This is a genomic window from Mycolicibacterium chubuense (assembly GCF_001044255.1).
GTDB lineage: Bacteria > Actinomycetota > Actinomycetes > Mycobacteriales > Mycobacteriaceae > Mycobacterium > Mycobacterium chubuense.
Genome location: NZ_JYNX01000006.1, coordinates 1 through 16118, shown reverse-complemented (window position 1 = coordinate 16118; position 16118 = coordinate 1). Strand labels below are relative to the sequence as shown.

The 16118-nt window shown below is 68.4% G+C and carries 18 protein-coding genes and 1 tRNA gene; 13 read left to right on the top strand and 6 right to left on the bottom strand.

Annotation, left to right across the window (positions count from 1 at the left end; genetic code table 11):
• Positions 1 to 14: 14 nt before the first annotated feature.
• Positions 15 to 2243: an acyl-CoA dehydrogenase family protein gene (locus MCHUDSM44219_RS00665; RefSeq protein WP_048416298.1), complete on the bottom strand. Its 2229-nt coding sequence runs from the start codon at positions 2241 to 2243 to the stop codon at positions 15 to 17.
• A gap of 176 nt (positions 2244 to 2419) precedes the next feature.
• Between MCHUDSM44219_RS00665 and MCHUDSM44219_RS00660 the strand changes: the two genes are divergently transcribed.
• From MCHUDSM44219_RS00660 to MCHUDSM44219_RS00650, 3 genes are read left to right on the top strand one after another with little or no spacing between them, the layout of a single operon-like run.
• Positions 2420 to 2995: a TetR/AcrR family transcriptional regulator gene (locus MCHUDSM44219_RS00660; protein ID WP_048416297.1), complete on the top strand. Its 576-nt coding sequence runs from the start codon at positions 2420 to 2422 to the stop codon at positions 2993 to 2995.
• 40 nt (positions 2996 to 3035) lie between these two features.
• On the top strand, positions 3036 to 3497 hold the full coding sequence (locus MCHUDSM44219_RS00655; protein WP_048416296.1) for an SRPBCC family protein: 462 nt from the start codon (positions 3036 to 3038) through the stop codon (positions 3495 to 3497).
• Positions 3494 to 5302, top strand: coding sequence for a sulfatase-like hydrolase/transferase (locus MCHUDSM44219_RS00650; protein ID WP_048416295.1), 1809 nt, complete (start codon positions 3494 to 3496; stop codon positions 5300 to 5302). Before MCHUDSM44219_RS00655 ends, MCHUDSM44219_RS00650 begins: the two co-directional genes overlap by 4 nt.
• Here the strand turns inward: MCHUDSM44219_RS00650 and MCHUDSM44219_RS00645 are convergent.
• On the bottom strand, positions 5293 to 6555 hold the full coding sequence (locus MCHUDSM44219_RS00645; RefSeq protein ID WP_048416294.1) for an amidohydrolase family protein: 1263 nt from the start codon (positions 6553 to 6555) through the stop codon (positions 5293 to 5295). The genes MCHUDSM44219_RS00650 and MCHUDSM44219_RS00645 overlap by 10 nt on opposite strands.
• Positions 6556 to 6580: 25 nt before the next feature.
• Between MCHUDSM44219_RS00645 and MCHUDSM44219_RS00640 the strand changes: the two genes are divergently transcribed.
• Positions 6581 to 7444, top strand: coding sequence for an AraC family transcriptional regulator (locus MCHUDSM44219_RS00640; protein WP_048416293.1), 864 nt, complete (start codon positions 6581 to 6583; stop codon positions 7442 to 7444).
• Here MCHUDSM44219_RS00640 and MCHUDSM44219_RS00635 read toward each other — a convergent pair.
• Complete coding sequence (locus MCHUDSM44219_RS00635) at positions 7436 to 8059, bottom strand: TetR/AcrR family transcriptional regulator (protein ID WP_048416292.1); 624 nt, start codon at positions 8057 to 8059, stop codon at positions 7436 to 7438. The two genes, MCHUDSM44219_RS00640 and MCHUDSM44219_RS00635, sit on opposite strands and share 9 nt — an antisense overlap.
• A gap of 120 nt (positions 8060 to 8179) precedes the next feature.
• Between MCHUDSM44219_RS00635 and MCHUDSM44219_RS00630 the strand changes: the two genes are divergently transcribed.
• Complete coding sequence (locus MCHUDSM44219_RS00630; RefSeq protein ID WP_048416291.1) at positions 8180 to 8452, top strand: WhiB family transcriptional regulator; 273 nt, start codon at positions 8180 to 8182, stop codon at positions 8450 to 8452.
• A 5-nt stretch (positions 8453 to 8457) separates the two neighbouring features.
• On the opposite strand, the gene MCHUDSM44219_RS00625 is transcribed toward MCHUDSM44219_RS00630, so the two are convergent.
• Positions 8458 to 9336, bottom strand: a complete 879-nt coding sequence (locus MCHUDSM44219_RS00625) for an alpha/beta fold hydrolase (RefSeq protein WP_048416290.1) — start codon at positions 9334 to 9336, stop codon at positions 8458 to 8460.
• Between the two features lie 199 nt (positions 9337 to 9535).
• On the opposite strand from MCHUDSM44219_RS00625, the gene MCHUDSM44219_RS00620 reads away from it, so the two are divergent.
• Entirely contained in the window at positions 9536 to 9778 is a 243-nt protein-coding gene (locus MCHUDSM44219_RS00620; RefSeq protein ID WP_048416289.1) for a hypothetical protein, read from the top strand.
• A gap of 4 nt (positions 9779 to 9782) precedes the next feature.
• On the opposite strand, the gene MCHUDSM44219_RS00615 is transcribed toward MCHUDSM44219_RS00620, so the two are convergent.
• Positions 9783 to 11258, bottom strand: a complete 1476-nt coding sequence (locus tag MCHUDSM44219_RS00615) for an AAA-type ATPase lid domain-containing protein (RefSeq protein WP_048416288.1) — start codon at positions 11256 to 11258, stop codon at positions 9783 to 9785.
• A gap of 155 nt (positions 11259 to 11413) precedes the next feature.
• Between MCHUDSM44219_RS00615 and MCHUDSM44219_RS00610 the strand changes: the two genes are divergently transcribed.
• From MCHUDSM44219_RS00610 to MCHUDSM44219_RS00595, 4 genes are read left to right on the top strand one after another with little or no spacing between them, the layout of a single operon-like run.
• Positions 11414 to 12451 (top strand): amidohydrolase family protein, encoded by a 1038-nt coding sequence (locus tag MCHUDSM44219_RS00610; RefSeq protein ID WP_048416287.1) that lies wholly within the window; start codon positions 11414 to 11416, stop codon positions 12449 to 12451.
• The gene (locus tag MCHUDSM44219_RS00605; protein WP_048416286.1) at positions 12448 to 13176 is read left to right on the top strand and encodes an iron-sulfur cluster assembly protein; all 729 of its coding nucleotides are present in this window, start codon (positions 12448 to 12450) and stop codon (positions 13174 to 13176) included. The genes MCHUDSM44219_RS00610 and MCHUDSM44219_RS00605 overlap by 4 nt, the downstream gene beginning before the upstream one ends.
• Before the next feature lie 10 nt (positions 13177 to 13186).
• A complete protein-coding gene (locus tag MCHUDSM44219_RS00600) occupies positions 13187 to 14212 on the top strand; it encodes an NAD(P)-dependent alcohol dehydrogenase (protein WP_048416314.1) in 1026 nt (341 codons plus the stop codon).
• A 16-nt stretch (positions 14213 to 14228) separates the two neighbouring features.
• Positions 14229 to 14552, top strand: a complete 324-nt coding sequence (locus tag MCHUDSM44219_RS00595) for a putative quinol monooxygenase (RefSeq protein ID WP_048416285.1) — start codon at positions 14229 to 14231, stop codon at positions 14550 to 14552.
• 78 nt (positions 14553 to 14630) lie between these two features.
• On the opposite strand, the gene MCHUDSM44219_RS00590 is transcribed toward MCHUDSM44219_RS00595, so the two are convergent.
• A tRNA-Leu gene (locus MCHUDSM44219_RS00590) sits at positions 14631 to 14713 on the bottom strand.
• A gap of 302 nt (positions 14714 to 15015) precedes the next feature.
• Between MCHUDSM44219_RS00590 and MCHUDSM44219_RS00585 the strand changes: the two genes are divergently transcribed.
• The 3 genes from MCHUDSM44219_RS00585 to MCHUDSM44219_RS00575 all read left to right on the top strand — a co-directional run.
• Positions 15016 to 15573, top strand: coding sequence for a hypothetical protein (locus MCHUDSM44219_RS00585; protein ID WP_236695301.1), 558 nt, complete (start codon positions 15016 to 15018; stop codon positions 15571 to 15573).
• Complete coding sequence (locus MCHUDSM44219_RS00580; RefSeq protein ID WP_048416283.1) at positions 15554 to 15937, top strand: lipoprotein LprD; 384 nt, start codon at positions 15554 to 15556, stop codon at positions 15935 to 15937. The genes MCHUDSM44219_RS00585 and MCHUDSM44219_RS00580 overlap by 20 nt, the downstream gene beginning before the upstream one ends.
• A partial coding sequence (locus MCHUDSM44219_RS00575; protein WP_048416282.1) for a DUF3817 domain-containing protein occupies positions 15934 to 16118 on the top strand: 185 nt, incomplete at its 3' end. The genes MCHUDSM44219_RS00580 and MCHUDSM44219_RS00575, both read left to right, overlap by 4 nt.

Below are 16118 nucleotides of genomic sequence, written 5' to 3'. Positions count from 1 at the left end.
TGCAATCCTGTCTTTCAGGCGCGGGGCAACCCGAGGATCATCTGAGCGATGATGTTGAGCTGGATCTCTCTGGTGCCCCCGCCGATGAGTTCGGCCGGCAGGTGGAAGTACTGCTCGATCAGCGGCGACTCTCCCGGCCCGGCATCCTCGAGCAGGCCCGCCGGAGCCGACAGGTCGAGGCTGGCCGCGAAGGTTCTGCGCAACATCACGTTCATCGCCACCTTGGCGATGCTCGACGCCGGCCCGGGTGCCTGGCCGTCGAGCAGGCGCAGCACCTCGCGCACAGCCAGCACCTTGATCGCGGTGGCGTAAGCGTCGGCTTCCCCCAGCGCGCTGCGCACCCGGACCTGATCCTGGCTGCCGTCATCGGCCAGCGCACGCAGGATGCGCGCCCGGTCGAAGTTCACGTAACCGCTGATGGCCACACGTTCCTGGGCCATGGTCGCGATCGCCAGATTCCAGCCGTCCGTCGGACCGCCGAGCAGGAGTTCGTCGGGAACGAACACCTCGGTGAGGAAGACCTCGTTGAAATGCGCTTCACCGGTGGCCTGCCGGATCGGCTGGATGTCGATGCCGTCGGAGCGCATGTCGACGATGAAGTAACCGATGCCCCGGTGCTTGGCCGCATCCGGATCGGTCCGCGCCAGCAGGGCCCCGAAGTCGGCGGTGTGCGCCGAGGAGGTCCAGATCTTGTGGCCGTTGATCCGCCAGCCGCCGTCGACCTTCGTTGCACGCGTCGTCAGCGCCGCCAGGTCGGACCCGGCGCCGGGCTCGCTGAACAGCTGGCACCAGCCGAGTTCGCCACGTTGGGTCGGTGGAATGAACCGCTGCGCGACATGTTCGGGCGCGGAGCTGATCAGCGACGGCATGATCCATTCGGCGATGCCCAACGACGGCCGCACCAGCTGTGGGCGCCTGGCGAACTCCTCGTCGATGATCAACTGCTGCAGCGCCGTGGCGTCGACGCCCCAGGGTCGCGGCCAGTGCGGGGCGATCAGCCCGGCGTCCGCGAGCAGGGTGCGCTGCGGACCCGTGGCGAGGTTCTCGTAGTCCCCCTGCCGCCCCGGCCGGTCGTTGCGCAGCGTGGCCGCTTCGTCGAGGACGCCGGCGACGGTGGCCCGGAAATCTGCCTCGAGGTCGCCGAGATCGACGGCGACGTCGCGGCTCTCGGCGCGGGTGAGCTCCCCGAGTTCGTAGCCGTAGCGGCTCGCCGGTCCGATCGAGGCGGCCAGGCTGGTGGCCTTGCGCCAGTACAGATGCAGGTCGTGTTCCCAGGTGTAGCCGATCGCACCGAACATGGTCAGCGAGTCGAGCACCAGGTCGGGCGCCGGACCGACCGCCATCAGTGCGGCCGATGCCGCCGCGATCCGGTTCTGCGTCAGGGACTCCGACGCCGAACGCGCCGCATCCCACGCCGCTGCGGTCGCCAGTTCGCTGTTGACCAGCAGCATGGCCGCCTGATGCTGCAGCGCCTGAAACGAGCCGATCGGGCGGCCGAACTGCTCGCGCGTGCGTAGGTGCTCGGTCACGGCGCGCACACACCACCGGATGACCCCGGAGGCGGCGCCGGCCGTCAGCGCGACCGCCAGGCAGCGCGCCCGTTCGTCGTCGATGCCGGTGAGCAGCCTGCTCTCCGCACAGTGATGTCCGTCGAGCTGGAGGGCACCCACGTCCACGGTCTTGTCGGTGCCCCTGAGCGGGCTGATCTGCGCACCCGGTGCGGCGGGGTCGATGATCAGCCACAGGGTGCGGCCTGCGCAGCGTGCGGGCGCGAGGATCACCTGCGCGGCACACAGACCGGGCGTGGCGGCCGTGGTGCCGCTCAGCGTCCAGCCGGTGTCGGCCGGCGTCGCGCGCAGCCCGTCGCGGTCGGTGATCAGCGCCGCCGGCGCGCCGTCGGCGAGCCGGACGAGCAGCGCCTGAGCGGCGGCGGTGTCGTCGGCCAGCAATGCCACGGCGCCGGCGATGATGGTGGGCAGCACCGGACCGGGCAGCATGGCCGTAGCGGCGGCTTCGATCACGCAGGCCGTGTCGGTCAGCGTCCCGCCCTGTCCCCCGACACGTTCGGGCAGGTGTACGGCGTGAAAACCGTTGGCGACGAACTCGTCCCACCACGCGGGCAGCTCCCCCGCGGCGAGGGAGTCGAAGGTGTGGCGGGTCTTCTCGATGGGCGCGTGCCGCTCGGCGAAATCCGTCACGGCGGCGGCCAACTGGTCCTGCTCGGGGGTGAGCCCGATCGTCACGTCAGCTCCCGCACGGTCGTCGATCGGCGGGTCGCGTCGGCACCGATCACCAGTGCCGTTCCCGCCATGGACATCTCACCCCTCGTCGGCCGCTCACGAGACGCACCGTCTCGTCTTGTGGCACACTACGGCTGCAGCACCTGCGTGTAAAGCCGTGATCAGTCAGGAGGTCGCCGATGGCCGTTGCGGTCACCGCGCCCCGGCGACGCAGCGAGAAGTCGCGCCGGGCCATCGTCACAGCGACCCGCGAACTGCTGCTCGACCGCGGTTTCGACAAGCTCACCATCGAGGCCGTGGCCGCCCGGGCGGGCGTCGGCAAGCAGACGATCTACCGCTGGTGGCCCAGCAGGCATGCCCTGGTCGCCGACGTCATCCTCGAAGACGCCGACCGGATCCTGCGCCCGGTGGCCTCCGGCACCGACGTCACCGCAGACGTCTGCGCCTGGGCGGTCGACCTGGCGGCGGCGCTGACCACGGCCAGGGGCAATGCGATGCTGCGGTTTCTGACCACCGCGGGGATGGAGCACCCGGACACCGCGGCGCGGCTGAACGCGGGCTTCTCGGCCCCGCTGCACGACACCGTGCGTAACCGGTTGCTCGATCACGGGTGCGATGACGACGCGGCCCGCGACGCCGCCGACGCCATCGTCGGCGGCATCGTCTACGCCGTACTGACCGAAGGCCGCGCTTTCCCGCGCCGGCGGGCCGAATCCATCACCCGCACCGTGATCGGCGGGCTGCGTGTGCCCTGATCGGCCAGCGCAGCCGGCCGTCACACGCGATGATGAGCCCATGGCACAGGTCAGCCGGACCTGCACCCTGTCCGCCGAACCGGCGGCGGTCTGGGCGTTGCTCGCCGACTTCGGCGACCTGGCCGGCTGGGCGGCCGGTGTCGACCACTGCTGCCTGCTCAACCACGTCGAGGCGAAGCCACCCCTGGGGCTGACCCGGCGGGTGCAGATGGGCCGCGACACCGTGGTCGAGACGATCACCGACTACCGCGCGCCACACGTCCTCCAGTACGAGATCGCCGGCCTACCGCCGCGGCTGTCGGTGTCCAACCGCTGGGACGTGCTGCCCCGGGGCGAGTCGCCGACCGACCCGGGGACCACCGTCACGCTGACCACATCGGTGCGCACGACGGCCGGCCCACTGGGCCGGATCCTCGAGCGGATCGCGGCGAAGCTGGTGGCGAGACGATCGGCACCACTGCTGGATTCACTGGCCACGGCAACCGAAAGGGTTTCGTCATGACCTCTGCGCGACCGGACATCGTGATCGTGATGACCGACGAAGAGCGCGCAGCTCCTCCCTACGAACCGGCGGCTCTGGCCGCGTGGCGGCACGAGAATCTGCCGGGCAGAGCGTGGTTCGACGCGCACGGGGTCAGCTTCGCCCGCCACTACACCGGCTCGCTGGCCTGCGTGCCCAGCCGGCCGACGATCTTCACCGGCCAGTATCCCGACCTGCACGGCGTCACCCAGACCGACGGGATCGGCAAGGCTCACGACGATTCCCGGCTGCGCTGGCTGCGCCGCGGCGAGGTGCCGACACTGGGCAACTGGTTCCGCGCGGCCGGCTACGACACCCACTACGACGGCAAGTGGCACATCTCCCACGCTGATCTCGTCGACCCCGCCACCGGGGAATCGCTGGCCACCAACGACGACGACGGGGTCGTCGACCCCGATGCGGTACACCGGTACCTCGACGCGGATCCGCTTGCGCCCTACGGCTTCTCCGGATGGGTCGGTCCTGAGCCGCACGGCGCCAAGCTGTCCAATGCCGGTGTGCGGCGCGATCCGCTGATCGCCGACCGCGTCGTCGCATGGCTCGAGGACCGCTACGCCCGGCGCCGCGCCGGTGACCCCGAGGCGGCGCGGCCCTTCCTGCTGGTCGCGAGCTTCGTCAACCCGCACGACATCGTGTTGTTTCCGGCCTGGGCACGGCGCAGTCCGTTACGACCGTCCCCGCTGGACCCACCGCACGTGCCGCCGGCCCCCACCGCCGAGGAGGATCTGGCGGGAAAGCCCGCCGCGCAGATCGCCTTCCGCGAGGCGTACTACTCCGGGTACGGCCCCGCCCGGACGATCGAGCGGACGTACCGGCGCAACGCGCAGTCCTACCGCGACCTGTACTACCGGTTGCACGCGGAGGTCGACTCCCCGATCGACCGGGTCCGCCGAGCGGTGACCGACGGCGGCTCGGCCGACGCGGTGCTCGTCCGCACGGCCGACCACGGCGACCTGCTGGGGGCGCACGGCGGGCTGCACCAGAAGTGGTTCAACCTCTACGACGAAGCCACGCGCGTCCCGTTCGTCATCGCCCGGGTCGGGGCGCGCACGTCGTCGCCGCGCACGGTGACCGCTCCCACGTCCCATGTCGACCTGGTGCCGACGCTGCTGTCAGCCGCGGGAGTCGACGTCGAGGCGACCGCGCGGGTGCTCGCCGAGTCGTTCACCGAGGTCCATCCTCTGCCCGGCCGGGACCTGATGCCGGTGGTCGACGGCGCCACTGCCGACGACGCGCGCGCCGTCTACCTGATGACACGGGACAACGTGCTCGAGGGCGACACCGGGGCGTCCGGCCTGGCCCGGATGCTGAAGTTGACCACGAATGTGCCTGCGCCGCTGCGCATCCGCATCCCCGCCCACACCGCCGCGAACTTCGAAGGCCTCGTGCTGCGGGTCGAAGACGACGCGGCGCCCGGGGGCGCGGGCCATCTCTGGAAGCTGGTGCGCTCGTTCGACGACCCCGCCACCTGGACCGAGCCGGGGGTGCGTCACCTCGCGGCGACCGGCCTGGGTGGGCCGATGTACCGCAACGATCCGCTCGACGACCAGTGGGAACTCTACGACCTCACTGCGGATCCTGTGGAGGCGGTCAACCGGTGGACCGATCCGGACCTGCACGAGCTGCGTTCGCACCTGCGCGCAGAACTCAAACTGGTTCGCGCGGAATCGGTTCCGGAGCGGCATCAGCCCTGGCCGTACGCGCGGCGCCGTCCACCGCGGCGGTGGTCGCCGTTCGCCGCGGTACGGCGTCTCACTCAGGCCTGAGCGAGCTGCCTGTCGTGATAGCGCCGAGCCCACTCGGCGCGCGGCCGGATCGACACGTCGACGTCGGCCCCCTTGGCGCGCAGCGCGGCGACGCTGGCGTCGGCTTTCTCGGTGCGCGCGAACGGATCCCAGCCGAAGAAGCGGCAGGAGTTCTGCCACGTGATCTTGTCGATGTCCGTATCCGACGCCCCGGCGGCGTTCAGCTCGGCCAGCACCTGCTCGGGCGCGTCGGGCCAGAAGCAGTCGGAGTGCGGGTAATCGCACTCCCAGGCGATGATGTCGATGCCGATCTCGTGCCGCAGCTTCAGTGAGGTCTTGTCGGTGACATAGCAGGCCAGCGAGTGCTCGCGGAACACCTCGCTGGGCAGCTTGTCCCCGAAGTCACGGCGCAGCCACTTCTGATTCGTGTAGTGCCGGTCGCTGCGATCGAGATAGAACGGGATCCAGCCGATGCCACCCTCGGAGAAGGCGAACTTGAGGTCCGGGTAGCTGCGCATCGCCGGACCCCACAGCAGGTCCTGGGCGCACATCGCCGAGACCTGGGTGGCCAGGATGATCATGTTGTCGATGGGGGCATTGGGCGCCATGCTGATCGCGCCGAATCCAGTGCCGATGTGCAGGCACATGACGACGTTCTCGTCCGAGAGGGTCCGGAACACCGGACCCCAGTAGTCGTCGTCGTGATAACTCGGAAGTCCTTCCAGATGCGGGAGTTCGGGCATCGTCACCGCGCGGCAGCCTTTGGCGGCCACCCGGCGGATCTCGTTGCACATCGCCTCGGGGTTCCAGGTCGGCAGGATCGCGATCGGGATGAAGCGATCCGGGTACGAGCCGGCCCACTCGTCGATGTGCCAGTCGTTGTAGGCCGACACCATCACCAGCGTCGCCTCCTCGCGGTGCATGTTGAGATGGCGGGCCGAGAAGCCGGTGAAGGTCGGGAAGCACATCGAGGCGAGGATGCCGTTGCGGTTCATGTCGCGGACGCGCTCGTGCACGTCGTACACGCCCGGCCGCATCTCGGCGAACCCCGCCGGATCGCGTCCCCATTCCTCGGCGGGCCAGGACACGACGGCGTTCAGGCCGCTGACTCCCTGCGGGCGGCCCTGGTACATCCACTGGTCGACGCCCTTGTCGTCGGTGACGACGATCGGCGCCTCCTCCTTGTACTTGGCGGGGACGTGGCGCAGGAACATGTCGGGCGGTTCCACCACATGGTCGTCGATGCTCACCAGAATCAGGTCGTCGGCGTTCATGAGATCAGTAGTACCGTGAGATCTCGTGACCGTCTCCGCGCGTTCGGACAGATTCTTGTCCACAGCGGCCAAGCCTCGTCCGGTGATCGAACTGCGCCGCGGCGGGCAGGCGCTCGGCGGCAGCTATCTCTACGAGGGCGACGCGTTGATCACCGGTTGGCACTCCCACGAGGTCCACCAGATCGAATACGCCCTGCACGGTGTCGTCGAGGTCGAGACCGACTCGGCGCACTATCTCCTCCCTCCGCAACAGGCGGCGTGGATTCCCGCCGGACTGGAACACCAGGCCGTGATGAATCCCGACGTCAAGACCGTCGCGGTGATGTTCGACCGCACGCTGCTCCGCGAGGGCGGCGACCGGGCCCGCATCCTCGCGGTGTCCCCCCTGATCCGGGAGATGATGATCTACGCGTTGCGTTGGCCGATCGATCGCCGGCCGGGCACCGCCGAGGACGACGGCGTCTCCGAGGGGTTCTTCCGTACGCTGGCCGCGCTCGTCGGCGAGGCGCTCGACCACGAGGCGCCCCTGAGCCTGCCGACCTCAGAGGAACCGCTCGTCGCCGCGGCCCTGGCCTACACCAAGGCGCACCTCGGTACGGTCACCTGCGAGGAGGTCAGCAGGGCGGTCGCAGTGTCCGAGCGAACGCTGCGCCGGTTGTTTGCCGATACCCTCGGAATGCCGTGGCGCACTTACCTTCTGCACGCCCGGATGCTGCGGGCCATGGCGCTGCTCGCCGCCCCGGCACAGTCGGTGCAACAGACGGCCACCGATGTCGGATTCAGCAGCATCAGTTCCTTCACCCGCGCCTTCGCCGCGTTCAGCGGCGAGACCCCCAGCACGTATCGCAAGCGAGTTGCCGGCGAACGCCCCGCAGCGCCGTCACGATGACGGTCCGGGGCGGAACAGGCCGTCACGCAACAGCGAGTCGACGGACCTCTGCCAGCGTTCGAGTTGGCCCGGGCTGGTGAGCGGCGCGCCCAGATGCCGCTCGACATGGGATCTGAGGCTGATGGTTCCGAGCGCGAGCACCATCGCGTTGATCGCAGCCCAGGTGAGGTCGATATCGGGGCGCACCTCACCCCGGTCGATGCGCTGCTGCCACCGCGAGATGCCCACCGCGAGCAGCGTGTCGAAGAACTGCGCGCCGATGGGGCTCCCGTCCATCAGCGCCCGGCTCAGATACGCCGCGACATCCGGTTGCTCGGCGATGAGCGTGGTGACCCGGGTACCGATCTCGGTGACCGAGTCGACGGGCGGGTCGGGCAGCGGCTCGGCCAGCGACGAGACGAGCAGCTTCAGTACGTATTCGTCGACCGCGCTGATCAGACCTGCCTTCGTCGCGAAATGATGCTGCACCAGCCCCAGTGACACCCCGGCCGCGGCGGCGACCCCGCGCATCGTCGTCGCCGCCGTCCCGTGCAGCGCGAAGCTGCGCAGCGCCGCAACACGGATTCGCTCGATGTTGCGGGGCTCGCCACCCGTTTTTACGTCTGCGTCGGACATCACGTGGGTAACCGTAGACAACACCGCCGCCCAGCGCGGGCGACGGTACAAATGTATTGTCGGTGCGATACACGCGTATCGTCGTAACCGACAGAGAACGGCAGGGAATGGGGTGTGGCCATGTATCCGGTATCGATCGACGAAGAGGCGTGGACCGCGCCGTGCACGCGCGATCCCGACCGATGGACCACCACGGCGGACGAGGGCGCCAAGGAACTCTGCAGGTCCTGCCCTCGCCGGTGGCAGTGCGCCCGCGAGGCGTGCGTGACGCCCGGAGCAGTGGGGCTCTGGGCCGGCATCGTGCTGCCCGAAGGCGGCCGTAACCGCCAGTTCGCCCTCAAGCAGTTGCGGTCACTGGCCGAGCGCAACGGGCATCCGGTCCGGAAGAGGTAGTCCGCTCAGCCGATCGGGTCGGTCACCGGCGGGGCGACCGGCTCGGCGGTCGAGGTGATGAAGTCGTCGATCAGGTCGACGACGTCGTCGGGTCTCTCGACATGCGGGAAATGGCCGACTCCCGACAGCACCTCGAGGCGGCATGCGGGATGAAGTTCGCTGAGCGCATAGGCGTGCTGCACCGGGATGATCCGATCGTCGTCGCCCCAGATCACCAGGGCCGGCATCTCGGAGGTGAGGTACAACCGGTTGAGCGCGCTGACGGCCTGCCCGCGGTAGTCGACCACCGAGCGCAGGGTCCGCAGGAAAGCCTGCCGGGTCTGGGCGTCGGACAGCGACGAATACGCGCTCCACATCTCCGCGCCGCGCGGCGAATGAATACTCCTGGCGGACAACCAGCCGCGAATCGTGTTGCCCACCTTGACCACCGGCGGCGGCGCGATCACGGGAAGCAGGAACTCGGCACCGGGCGCGGAGAGCAGACGCAGGGTCCACCCGACGTCCTGCCCCAGCCCGCCGCTGCTGATCAGGATCAGACGCTGGCAGTAGTCGCGATGCTGATAGGCGAACTGCATCGCCACGCCGCCACCCAGCGACTGGCCCACGACCGTGGCTTGCGCGATGCCGAGTTCGTCGAGCAGGTCACGCAACCACACCGCGAACGCGCCCAGGGAGTAGTCACTACGCGGCTTGGCGGATTGCCCGTGCCCCAGCAGGTCCGGGGCGACCACGCGGTAACGCTTGGCGAGCCGGGGTATCACCGACCGCCACGTCTCAGAACTGCCTGCCATACCGTGGATCAGCAGCAACACGTCGTCACCGCTGCCCTCGTCCCGGTACGCGAGCCGGTCGCCATGCAGATCCAGGAACTTCACGTCGCTCATAGCCTGATCTTTCCCCGCTCGAGACGGATCATGCCGTTCATGGTCGCAGAACCACCGCCTTCCCGCGCCGGACCGTGCGCACCGCAACGAGCGGCGATCGCGGTGACCATGGTCACGCCATCGGAGGTTTTCCGTGATTGACGAGGGGGTAACTTCTGCGACAACACGCCGGTAGGTAGGCAGCTCGAGGAGGAACACCATGGCCGAGACGGCCGGCAACGCCCACGCAGAAGATCCGTTCAACGAGGCCGTCGCCACGACGGGGCTCTTCCTCCTCGTCACCGCGATCATCGCGGTCGCCTTCGCGCTCGCGAGCTGGGGGCTGTCCGAGACGCTCCTCGCGGTTCTCGCCGGCGCGGTCGCACTGGTCAGCTTCGCCGCGAGCATCTTCTGCTTCACCGCTCAAGCCCACGAACCGGCTGCCGTCGAGATCTCTGCCTGACCGGTCAGCCGTGCAGGCGCGCGGCGTCGATGTCGTACTGCGCGATCTTGCGGTAGAGCGTCGCGCGGCTCATCCCGAGTTCGCGGGCGGCGTCGGCCATCGTCGGCGCGCCGAACGCCAGCACCCGGATGATCTCACCGCGCTCGAACGCCTCGATGCGCGACAGCCTGCGGGTGTTACCGGCCAGCACCTCCGAGGGCAGATGCCCGACGTCCACGAGATCGGTACGGCTCACCGCGTGCCTGACCACCGAACAGAGCTGATCGGCGTTGCCGGGCCAGCCGAATCCGTGCAGCGCCCGGGCTGCGGCCGGGGTGAAGCCGACGTCACGGCCCCGGGCCCGGCGCGCGATATGGGCGGCCAAAGGAAGCACGTCGCTGGGGCGATCGCGCAGCGGCGGCACCTCGACGACGGTGTCGACGAGGCGTGCGAGAGCCGCCGGGATGTCGGCGAAGCGTTCCGCGGTGACCGCGAACGGCACCGCCGCCCCGGTGGTGGCGCCGCGGGTGATCAGGTCGCGCAGTCGCTCCGCCGCCCACACGGGAAGCAAGTCCACCTCGCGCACGATCACCGCGGTGTGCGATTTTCCGAGCTCAGGAGTCCACAGGCTCAGCCAGGTCGCAACGTCGTCGGGTTCCGGCGCCCCCGCAGACAGGATCCGGTCACGGGGATGCGCGCGGCGTGCGGCCTGGCCCAGCGCGGTGGCCCGTCCGGCCCCGGGCTCACCGATCGCCGCCACGATGCTGCCCACCGACATCGCGTCCGCCGCGTACGCCACGGCGTCCGTCCACGGGGACGACAGCGCACTCAAGGTGCCCGATCCGGGCTCCAGCCGCGGGACCTCCACCCGGAAGACCTGGCCGCGTGGCGTGGGACGGGCACGCCGACCCGCGTTGCGCGCCAGCATCAGCGCGGTGGTGTTGCTGGCCGCCGACCGGGCGAGCGCGAGCAGCAGATCGCTCGAGGAGTGTGACCAGGTGGTGAGGTTGACGCTGCCTTCGAGGAGCCCCGACCGCGGGTCGAGCACCGGAACGGCAGCGCAGGTGAACAGGTTCAGGCTCAGCGCGTAGTGCTGGTCGGCGCGGATCAGGGTCGGTGCCCGGTCGGCCAGCGCCAGACCGAGACCGTTGGTTCCGACGTCTCGCTCGGAGTAGGCGAACCCCGGCGCGAGGTGGACATCGTCGAGGGCCTTCAGCAGGGAGTGATCACCGGACAGTCGCGACAGCACCACGCCGTCGGCGTCGGTGAGCATCAGGCTGATCGGCTCGTCGGCCAACGTCCGGTGCAGGTCGGCCAGGACCTCGTTGCCGCACTCGAAGAACAGCGAGCCGAGATTCTCCGTGCCCGTGAACACCGGTTCGACACCGTCCAGTGGGATGCCGTAGTCCTCACTGCGCTGCCAGGACGCGAGCAGCCGGTCCGGCACGGCCGTGGGTTCCAGACGGCGGGCGCCGATCCGGTCGGGCAGTCCGTCGGGCATGTGATCCACGTTACAAAGCGTGGCAAGTCGGCGTCGTCATCGCAGGTCGGTGAGCGTCTCAGATTGAGACACGTCGGCTCTGCTCGCGCGCCCGAAGTCGGCCTAGCGTCGCTCGCAGTGGTGTGACAGTCCTCACACCCCCGCGAAGGAGATCCATGTACACCAAAGACGGCACGAGCTATTTCATCGTCGACGCCCACATCGCACTGTGGGACGCCCGCCCCGAGAACCAGCGCAACATCCACGGCAAGCAGTTCATCGACTGCTTCTACGACTACCACCGCAACCTCTCCCCCGATTCCGAGGTGTGGAGCTACGAGGACTACCTGTACCAGGGCGGCGAGCGGCTGATGCGCGACCTGTTCGAACTCGGCTACGTCGACCACGCCATCTTCCAGCCGGCCCACCTCGGCGAGTTCTACTACAAGGGTTTCGGCCAGACCGCCGAGGCCTCGGACCTGGCGAGGGCGCATCCCGACAAGCTGACGTACAACCATCACTTCGACCCCCGCAACGGCGAGGTCGGCCTCGATCAACTTCGCCTCGACGCCGAGAAATACGACCTCAAGGGCGTCAAGCTCTACACCGCCGAATGGCACGGGGAATCCCGCGGCTGGAAGCTCGACGATCCGTGGGCATACCGATACTTCGAAGCGTGCCGCGAACTCGGCATCCGCAATATCCACGTCCACAAGGGGCCGACGATCCGGCCGCTGGACCGCGACGCGTTCGACGTCGCCGACGTCGATCACGTCGCCTCGGACTTCACCGACCTCAACTTCATCGTCGAACACTGCGGGCTGCCCCGCCTCGAGGACTTCTGCTGGATCGCCACCCAGGAACCCAACGTGTACGCCGGGCTCGCCGTCGCGATTCCCTTCATCCACACGCGGCCGAAGTACTTCGCTCAGATCATGGGCGAGTTGCTGTACTGGGTCGGCGAGGACCGCATCTTCTTCTCGTCGGACTACGCGCTGTGGACGCCCAAGTGGCTGATCGAATCGTTCGTCGACTTCAACATTCCCGACGACCTCGGCGAGTACCCGCAGATCAGCGTCGACCAGAAGAAGAAGATCCTCGGCCTCAACGCCGCGAAGCTCTACGACATCCCGGTCCCCGCCGAGCTCCAGTTGCCCGACGCCGACGAACCGGCCGTCGGCCCGCGCGGAGCCGACGAGATGGCGAACGCATGACACGCGACGCCGAGGCGATGACGGCGCTGACCGCGGTCGTCGACCCCGAACTCGACGAGCCCATCACCGCGCTCGGATTCGTCCACTCGCTGGTGGTCTCGCCGTCGGGGAACGTCAAGCTCAACCTGAGACTGCCGACGTCGTTCTGTTCGCCGAACTTCGCCTACCTGATGGCCTCGGACGCCAAAGACGTTCTCAACGGGTTGGATTGGGCGCGCCAGGTGGTGGTCGAGCTCGACGATCACCACGATTCGGACATCATCAACGCGGGCCTGGCCGCCGATGCCGGCTACCGGGGCACCTTCGGTCACGAGGCCGAGGACTCCCTCGACGACCTGCGGATGACGTTCAAACGCAAGGCACACACCGCCGCGATGGAACGGTGCCTGACCTCCCTGCTGCGCGCCGATCCGTCGCGCACCGAGGAGTCGATGGGAGCGGTACGGATCGGCGACCTACCCGCCGGCCCCGAGACCGAGGCGCTGCTGCACCGGCGCGCGACACTCGGGTTGTCCACGCGAGCAGACGATCTGGTGCTGGTCGACGAAACCGGTGCACCCTACGACGACGTGCCGATGGCGCTGCGCCGCGCCCGCTCGACACGGATCTCCATCGACGGCAACGCGCACTTCTGCCGTGGCCTGCTGCGCACCCGGTACGGCGGCGAACCCGCGACGTTCATCCCCCTGTCCACCCTGATGCCCAATCTCCAAGGAGCCCACTGACATGTCCACCATGCGCGCCGTCCAGGTCGTCGGTTACCACCAGAACCTGGAGATGACCGAAGTACCGGTCCCCACTCCGTCCGGACCGTTCGACGTCGTCGTCAAGATCGGCGGGGCGGGGGTGTGCCGAACGGACCTGCACATCCTCGAAGGCCAGTGGGCCGAGAAGTCGCAGGTGCAACTGCCGTACACGATCGGCCACGAGAACGCCGGCTGGGTGGCCGCGATCGGGTCGGCGGTCACCAACGTCGCCGAGGGCGACAAGGTCATCGTCCACCCGCTGATCACCTGCGGCCTGTGCCGGGCCTGCCGGTCCGGTGACGACGTGCACTGCGAGGCGAACCAGTTCCCCGGCATCGACACCAGCGGCGGTTATGCCGAGTACCTGAAGACCTCGGCGCGCAGTGTCGTCCGCATCGACGACGCGCTCGAACCGTCCGACGTCGCGGCGCTGGCGGACGCCGGCCTGACGGCGTACCACGCCGCCGCCAAAGCCGCCAAGCGGCTCGGCCCGCGGGACCGGGCCGTGGTGATCGGCGCAGGAGGGTTGGGCCACATCGGAATCCAGGTGCTCAAGGCGCTGTCGCCGGCGGAGCTGATCGTCGTGGACCGCAACCCCGACGCGCTCAAACTCGCCGAGGCGATCGGCGCCGACCACGGCGTGCGCGCCGACGGCACCCAAGTCGAGCAGGTGCTGGCCCTGACCGGCGGGCACGGCGCCGAGGTCGTCGTCGACTTCGTAGGCGAGGGCGGCGCGACTGCCGAGGGGGTGGCGATGCTGCGCCGCGCCGGGGACTACCACGTCGTCGGCTACGGCGAGAACATCGACGTCCCGACCATCGACATCATCTCTACCGAGATCAACTTCATCGGCAACCTGGTCGGCTCGTACAACGACCTGTGCGATCTGATGGCGCTCGCGGCCCGCGGCGCGGTCAACCTGCACACCCAGAAGTACTCGCTCGACGACTTCCAGTCCGCCATCACCGATCTCGACAGCGGAAACGTCCGCGGCCGAGCCATCCTCATCCCGTAGAAGGACGTGATCCACAGTGATCTTCATCGTCGTGAAGTTCCGCCCGAAGCCCGAGCACGTCGAGAACTTCCCCCAGTTGATGGCCGAGTTCACCGAGGCCACCCGCAACGAGCCGGGCAACCTGTGGTTCGACTGGTCCCGCAGCCTCGAGGACCCCTCGGAGTACGTCCTGGTGGAGGGCTTCCGTGACGGCGACGCGGGCGAGGAGCACGTCACCGCCGAGCACTTCAAGAAGTTCGTCGCCGAGACCCCGGCGCTGCTCGCGTCGACGCCGTTGATCATCAGTCAGACCATCGACGCGACCGGGTGGTCGGAGATGGGAGAGATGAAAGTCGGCTAGCGGCGGGGCTGGTGTGCGTCCAGGGCGAGATTCGCACCGGATCGTCGCTCTGGACGCACACTTGCCGAGGCGGTTCTGTGCGCGAGGGGGGACTCGAACCCCCACGCCCATCGGGCAATGGAACCTAAATCCATCTCGTCTGCCAGTTCCGACACTCGCGCAGGCCCGCCGATCTTAGCGCGCCATTCACTGATCCGACCTGTCGGACCACGTCCCTATCCTGGTTGCAGCACTGGGTGAAGGGGTCGACATCAGATCAAGAGAAGAGTTCGAGGCTGTCCAGCTCATGATTCTCAGGGGCCTGAACGACTGCGAGATTGCAAGGCAAACAAGCATTCCGAGAAAAACCGTCTGGGAGTGGCGTCGTCGCCCAGGAGCGCGGTATCGGAGTAGCACGGGTTCGGGCCACTGCGGCCATGACTTTGACGCCCTCCCGGAGGCGCCCTACGCCTACGTGCTCGGCATGTACCTAGGAGACGGTTGCATTTCGCGCCAAGGGCGCACCTACAACCTTCGTATCACCTGCGACAAGCGATATCCGGCGATCATCGACCGTTGTCGGGCGGCGATCGACGCGCTTTTTCCGCGGCAACGCGCCGGCGTCTACTGGCGTCCCACAGGATGCGCAGACGTGTACCTGTTTTCGAATCACTGGCCGTGCCTGTTGCCTCAGCACGGACCCGGCCGCAAGCACCACAGGCGGATTGTTTTGGAGCCCTGGCAGCAGGCGATCGTTGACCGCGAAACCGAGGAGTTCGTGCTCGGACTCCTGCACAGCGACGGGTGTCGAGTCGTCGCCAACGATCGCGGCATCCGCAGCCTCAGGTACCACTTCAGCAACCGCTCCGAGGACATCATCGGCCTGTTCACCGCCGCGCTCGATCTTTTGGGCATCACCTGGACGCGATCCGACGTTCACACTGTGTCGATCTACCGCAAGGAGGCGACCGCCATGCTCGATGAGTTCGTCGGCCCCAAGGACTGCGCGGTACCGTTATACGGTGTCCACTACGCGGCGTAGGAGGCCGGCGCTCATCCTCTTGGTGATCGCCGCCGCATCCGGCTGCCTTGCGCTGGCCTGGTGGCAGTGGACCCGTTTCGAATCGACCTCGGGCGACTTCCAGAACCTGGGCTATGCGCTGCAGTGGCCGCTGTTCGCCGGTTTCTGCGTCTACGCGTACTACAAGTTCGTCCGCTACGAGGACGCCCCACCTGTGCCGCACCACCAGGACACCCCGACGGAGATCCCCGCCGGGCTGCTCCCGGAGCGCCCGCGCGTCGCGCCGCCCGAGGCCGACGTCACCCTGCGGGAGTACAACGCCTACCTCGCCGAACTCGCCCAGGCCGACAGCGACGTCCAGACACCGACAGGAACCGATACGTGACCGCACCCGAATCGCCCGCGCCGCTGATCGACACCGTCCGCAAAGCCCTGACCGGCTATCGGGTGATGGCCTGGGCGACGGGTGTCTGGCTGATCGCGCTCTGCTACGAGATGGTGATGAAGTACGCGTTCGTCAACCGGCGACTCTCCTCGACGTCGTCGGTCACCCACGCCGTCTTCAT

Coding starts and splice junctions, on each gene's coding strand:
- MCHUDSM44219_RS00660 (WP_048416297.1), top strand. CDS start 2,420: ATGGCCGTTGCGGTCACCGCGCCCCGGCGACGCAGCGAGAAGTCGCGC.
- MCHUDSM44219_RS00655 (WP_048416296.1), top strand. CDS start 3,036: ATGGCACAGGTCAGCCGGACCTGCACCCTGTCCGCCGAACCGGCGGCG.
- MCHUDSM44219_RS00650 (WP_048416295.1), top strand. CDS start 3,494: ATGACCTCTGCGCGACCGGACATCGTGATCGTGATGACCGACGAAGAG.
- MCHUDSM44219_RS00645 (WP_048416294.1), bottom strand. CDS start 6,555: ATGAACGCCGACGACCTGATTCTGGTGAGCATCGACGACCATGTGGTG.
- MCHUDSM44219_RS00635 (WP_048416292.1), bottom strand. CDS start 8,059: ATGTCCGACGCAGACGTAAAAACGGGTGGCGAGCCCCGCAACATCGAG.
- MCHUDSM44219_RS00630 (WP_048416291.1), top strand. CDS start 8,180: ATGTATCCGGTATCGATCGACGAAGAGGCGTGGACCGCGCCGTGCACG.
- MCHUDSM44219_RS00625 (WP_048416290.1), bottom strand. CDS start 9,336: ATGAGCGACGTGAAGTTCCTGGATCTGCATGGCGACCGGCTCGCGTAC.
- MCHUDSM44219_RS00620 (WP_048416289.1), top strand. CDS start 9,536: ATGGCCGAGACGGCCGGCAACGCCCACGCAGAAGATCCGTTCAACGAG.
- MCHUDSM44219_RS00615 (WP_048416288.1), bottom strand. CDS start 11,258: ATGCCCGACGGACTGCCCGACCGGATCGGCGCCCGCCGTCTGGAACCC.
- MCHUDSM44219_RS00610 (WP_048416287.1), top strand. CDS start 11,414: ATGTACACCAAAGACGGCACGAGCTATTTCATCGTCGACGCCCACATC.
- MCHUDSM44219_RS00605 (WP_048416286.1), top strand. CDS start 12,448: ATGACACGCGACGCCGAGGCGATGACGGCGCTGACCGCGGTCGTCGAC.
- MCHUDSM44219_RS00600 (WP_048416314.1), top strand. CDS start 13,187: ATGCGCGCCGTCCAGGTCGTCGGTTACCACCAGAACCTGGAGATGACC.
- MCHUDSM44219_RS00585 (WP_236695301.1), top strand. CDS start 15,016: ATGTACCTAGGAGACGGTTGCATTTCGCGCCAAGGGCGCACCTACAAC.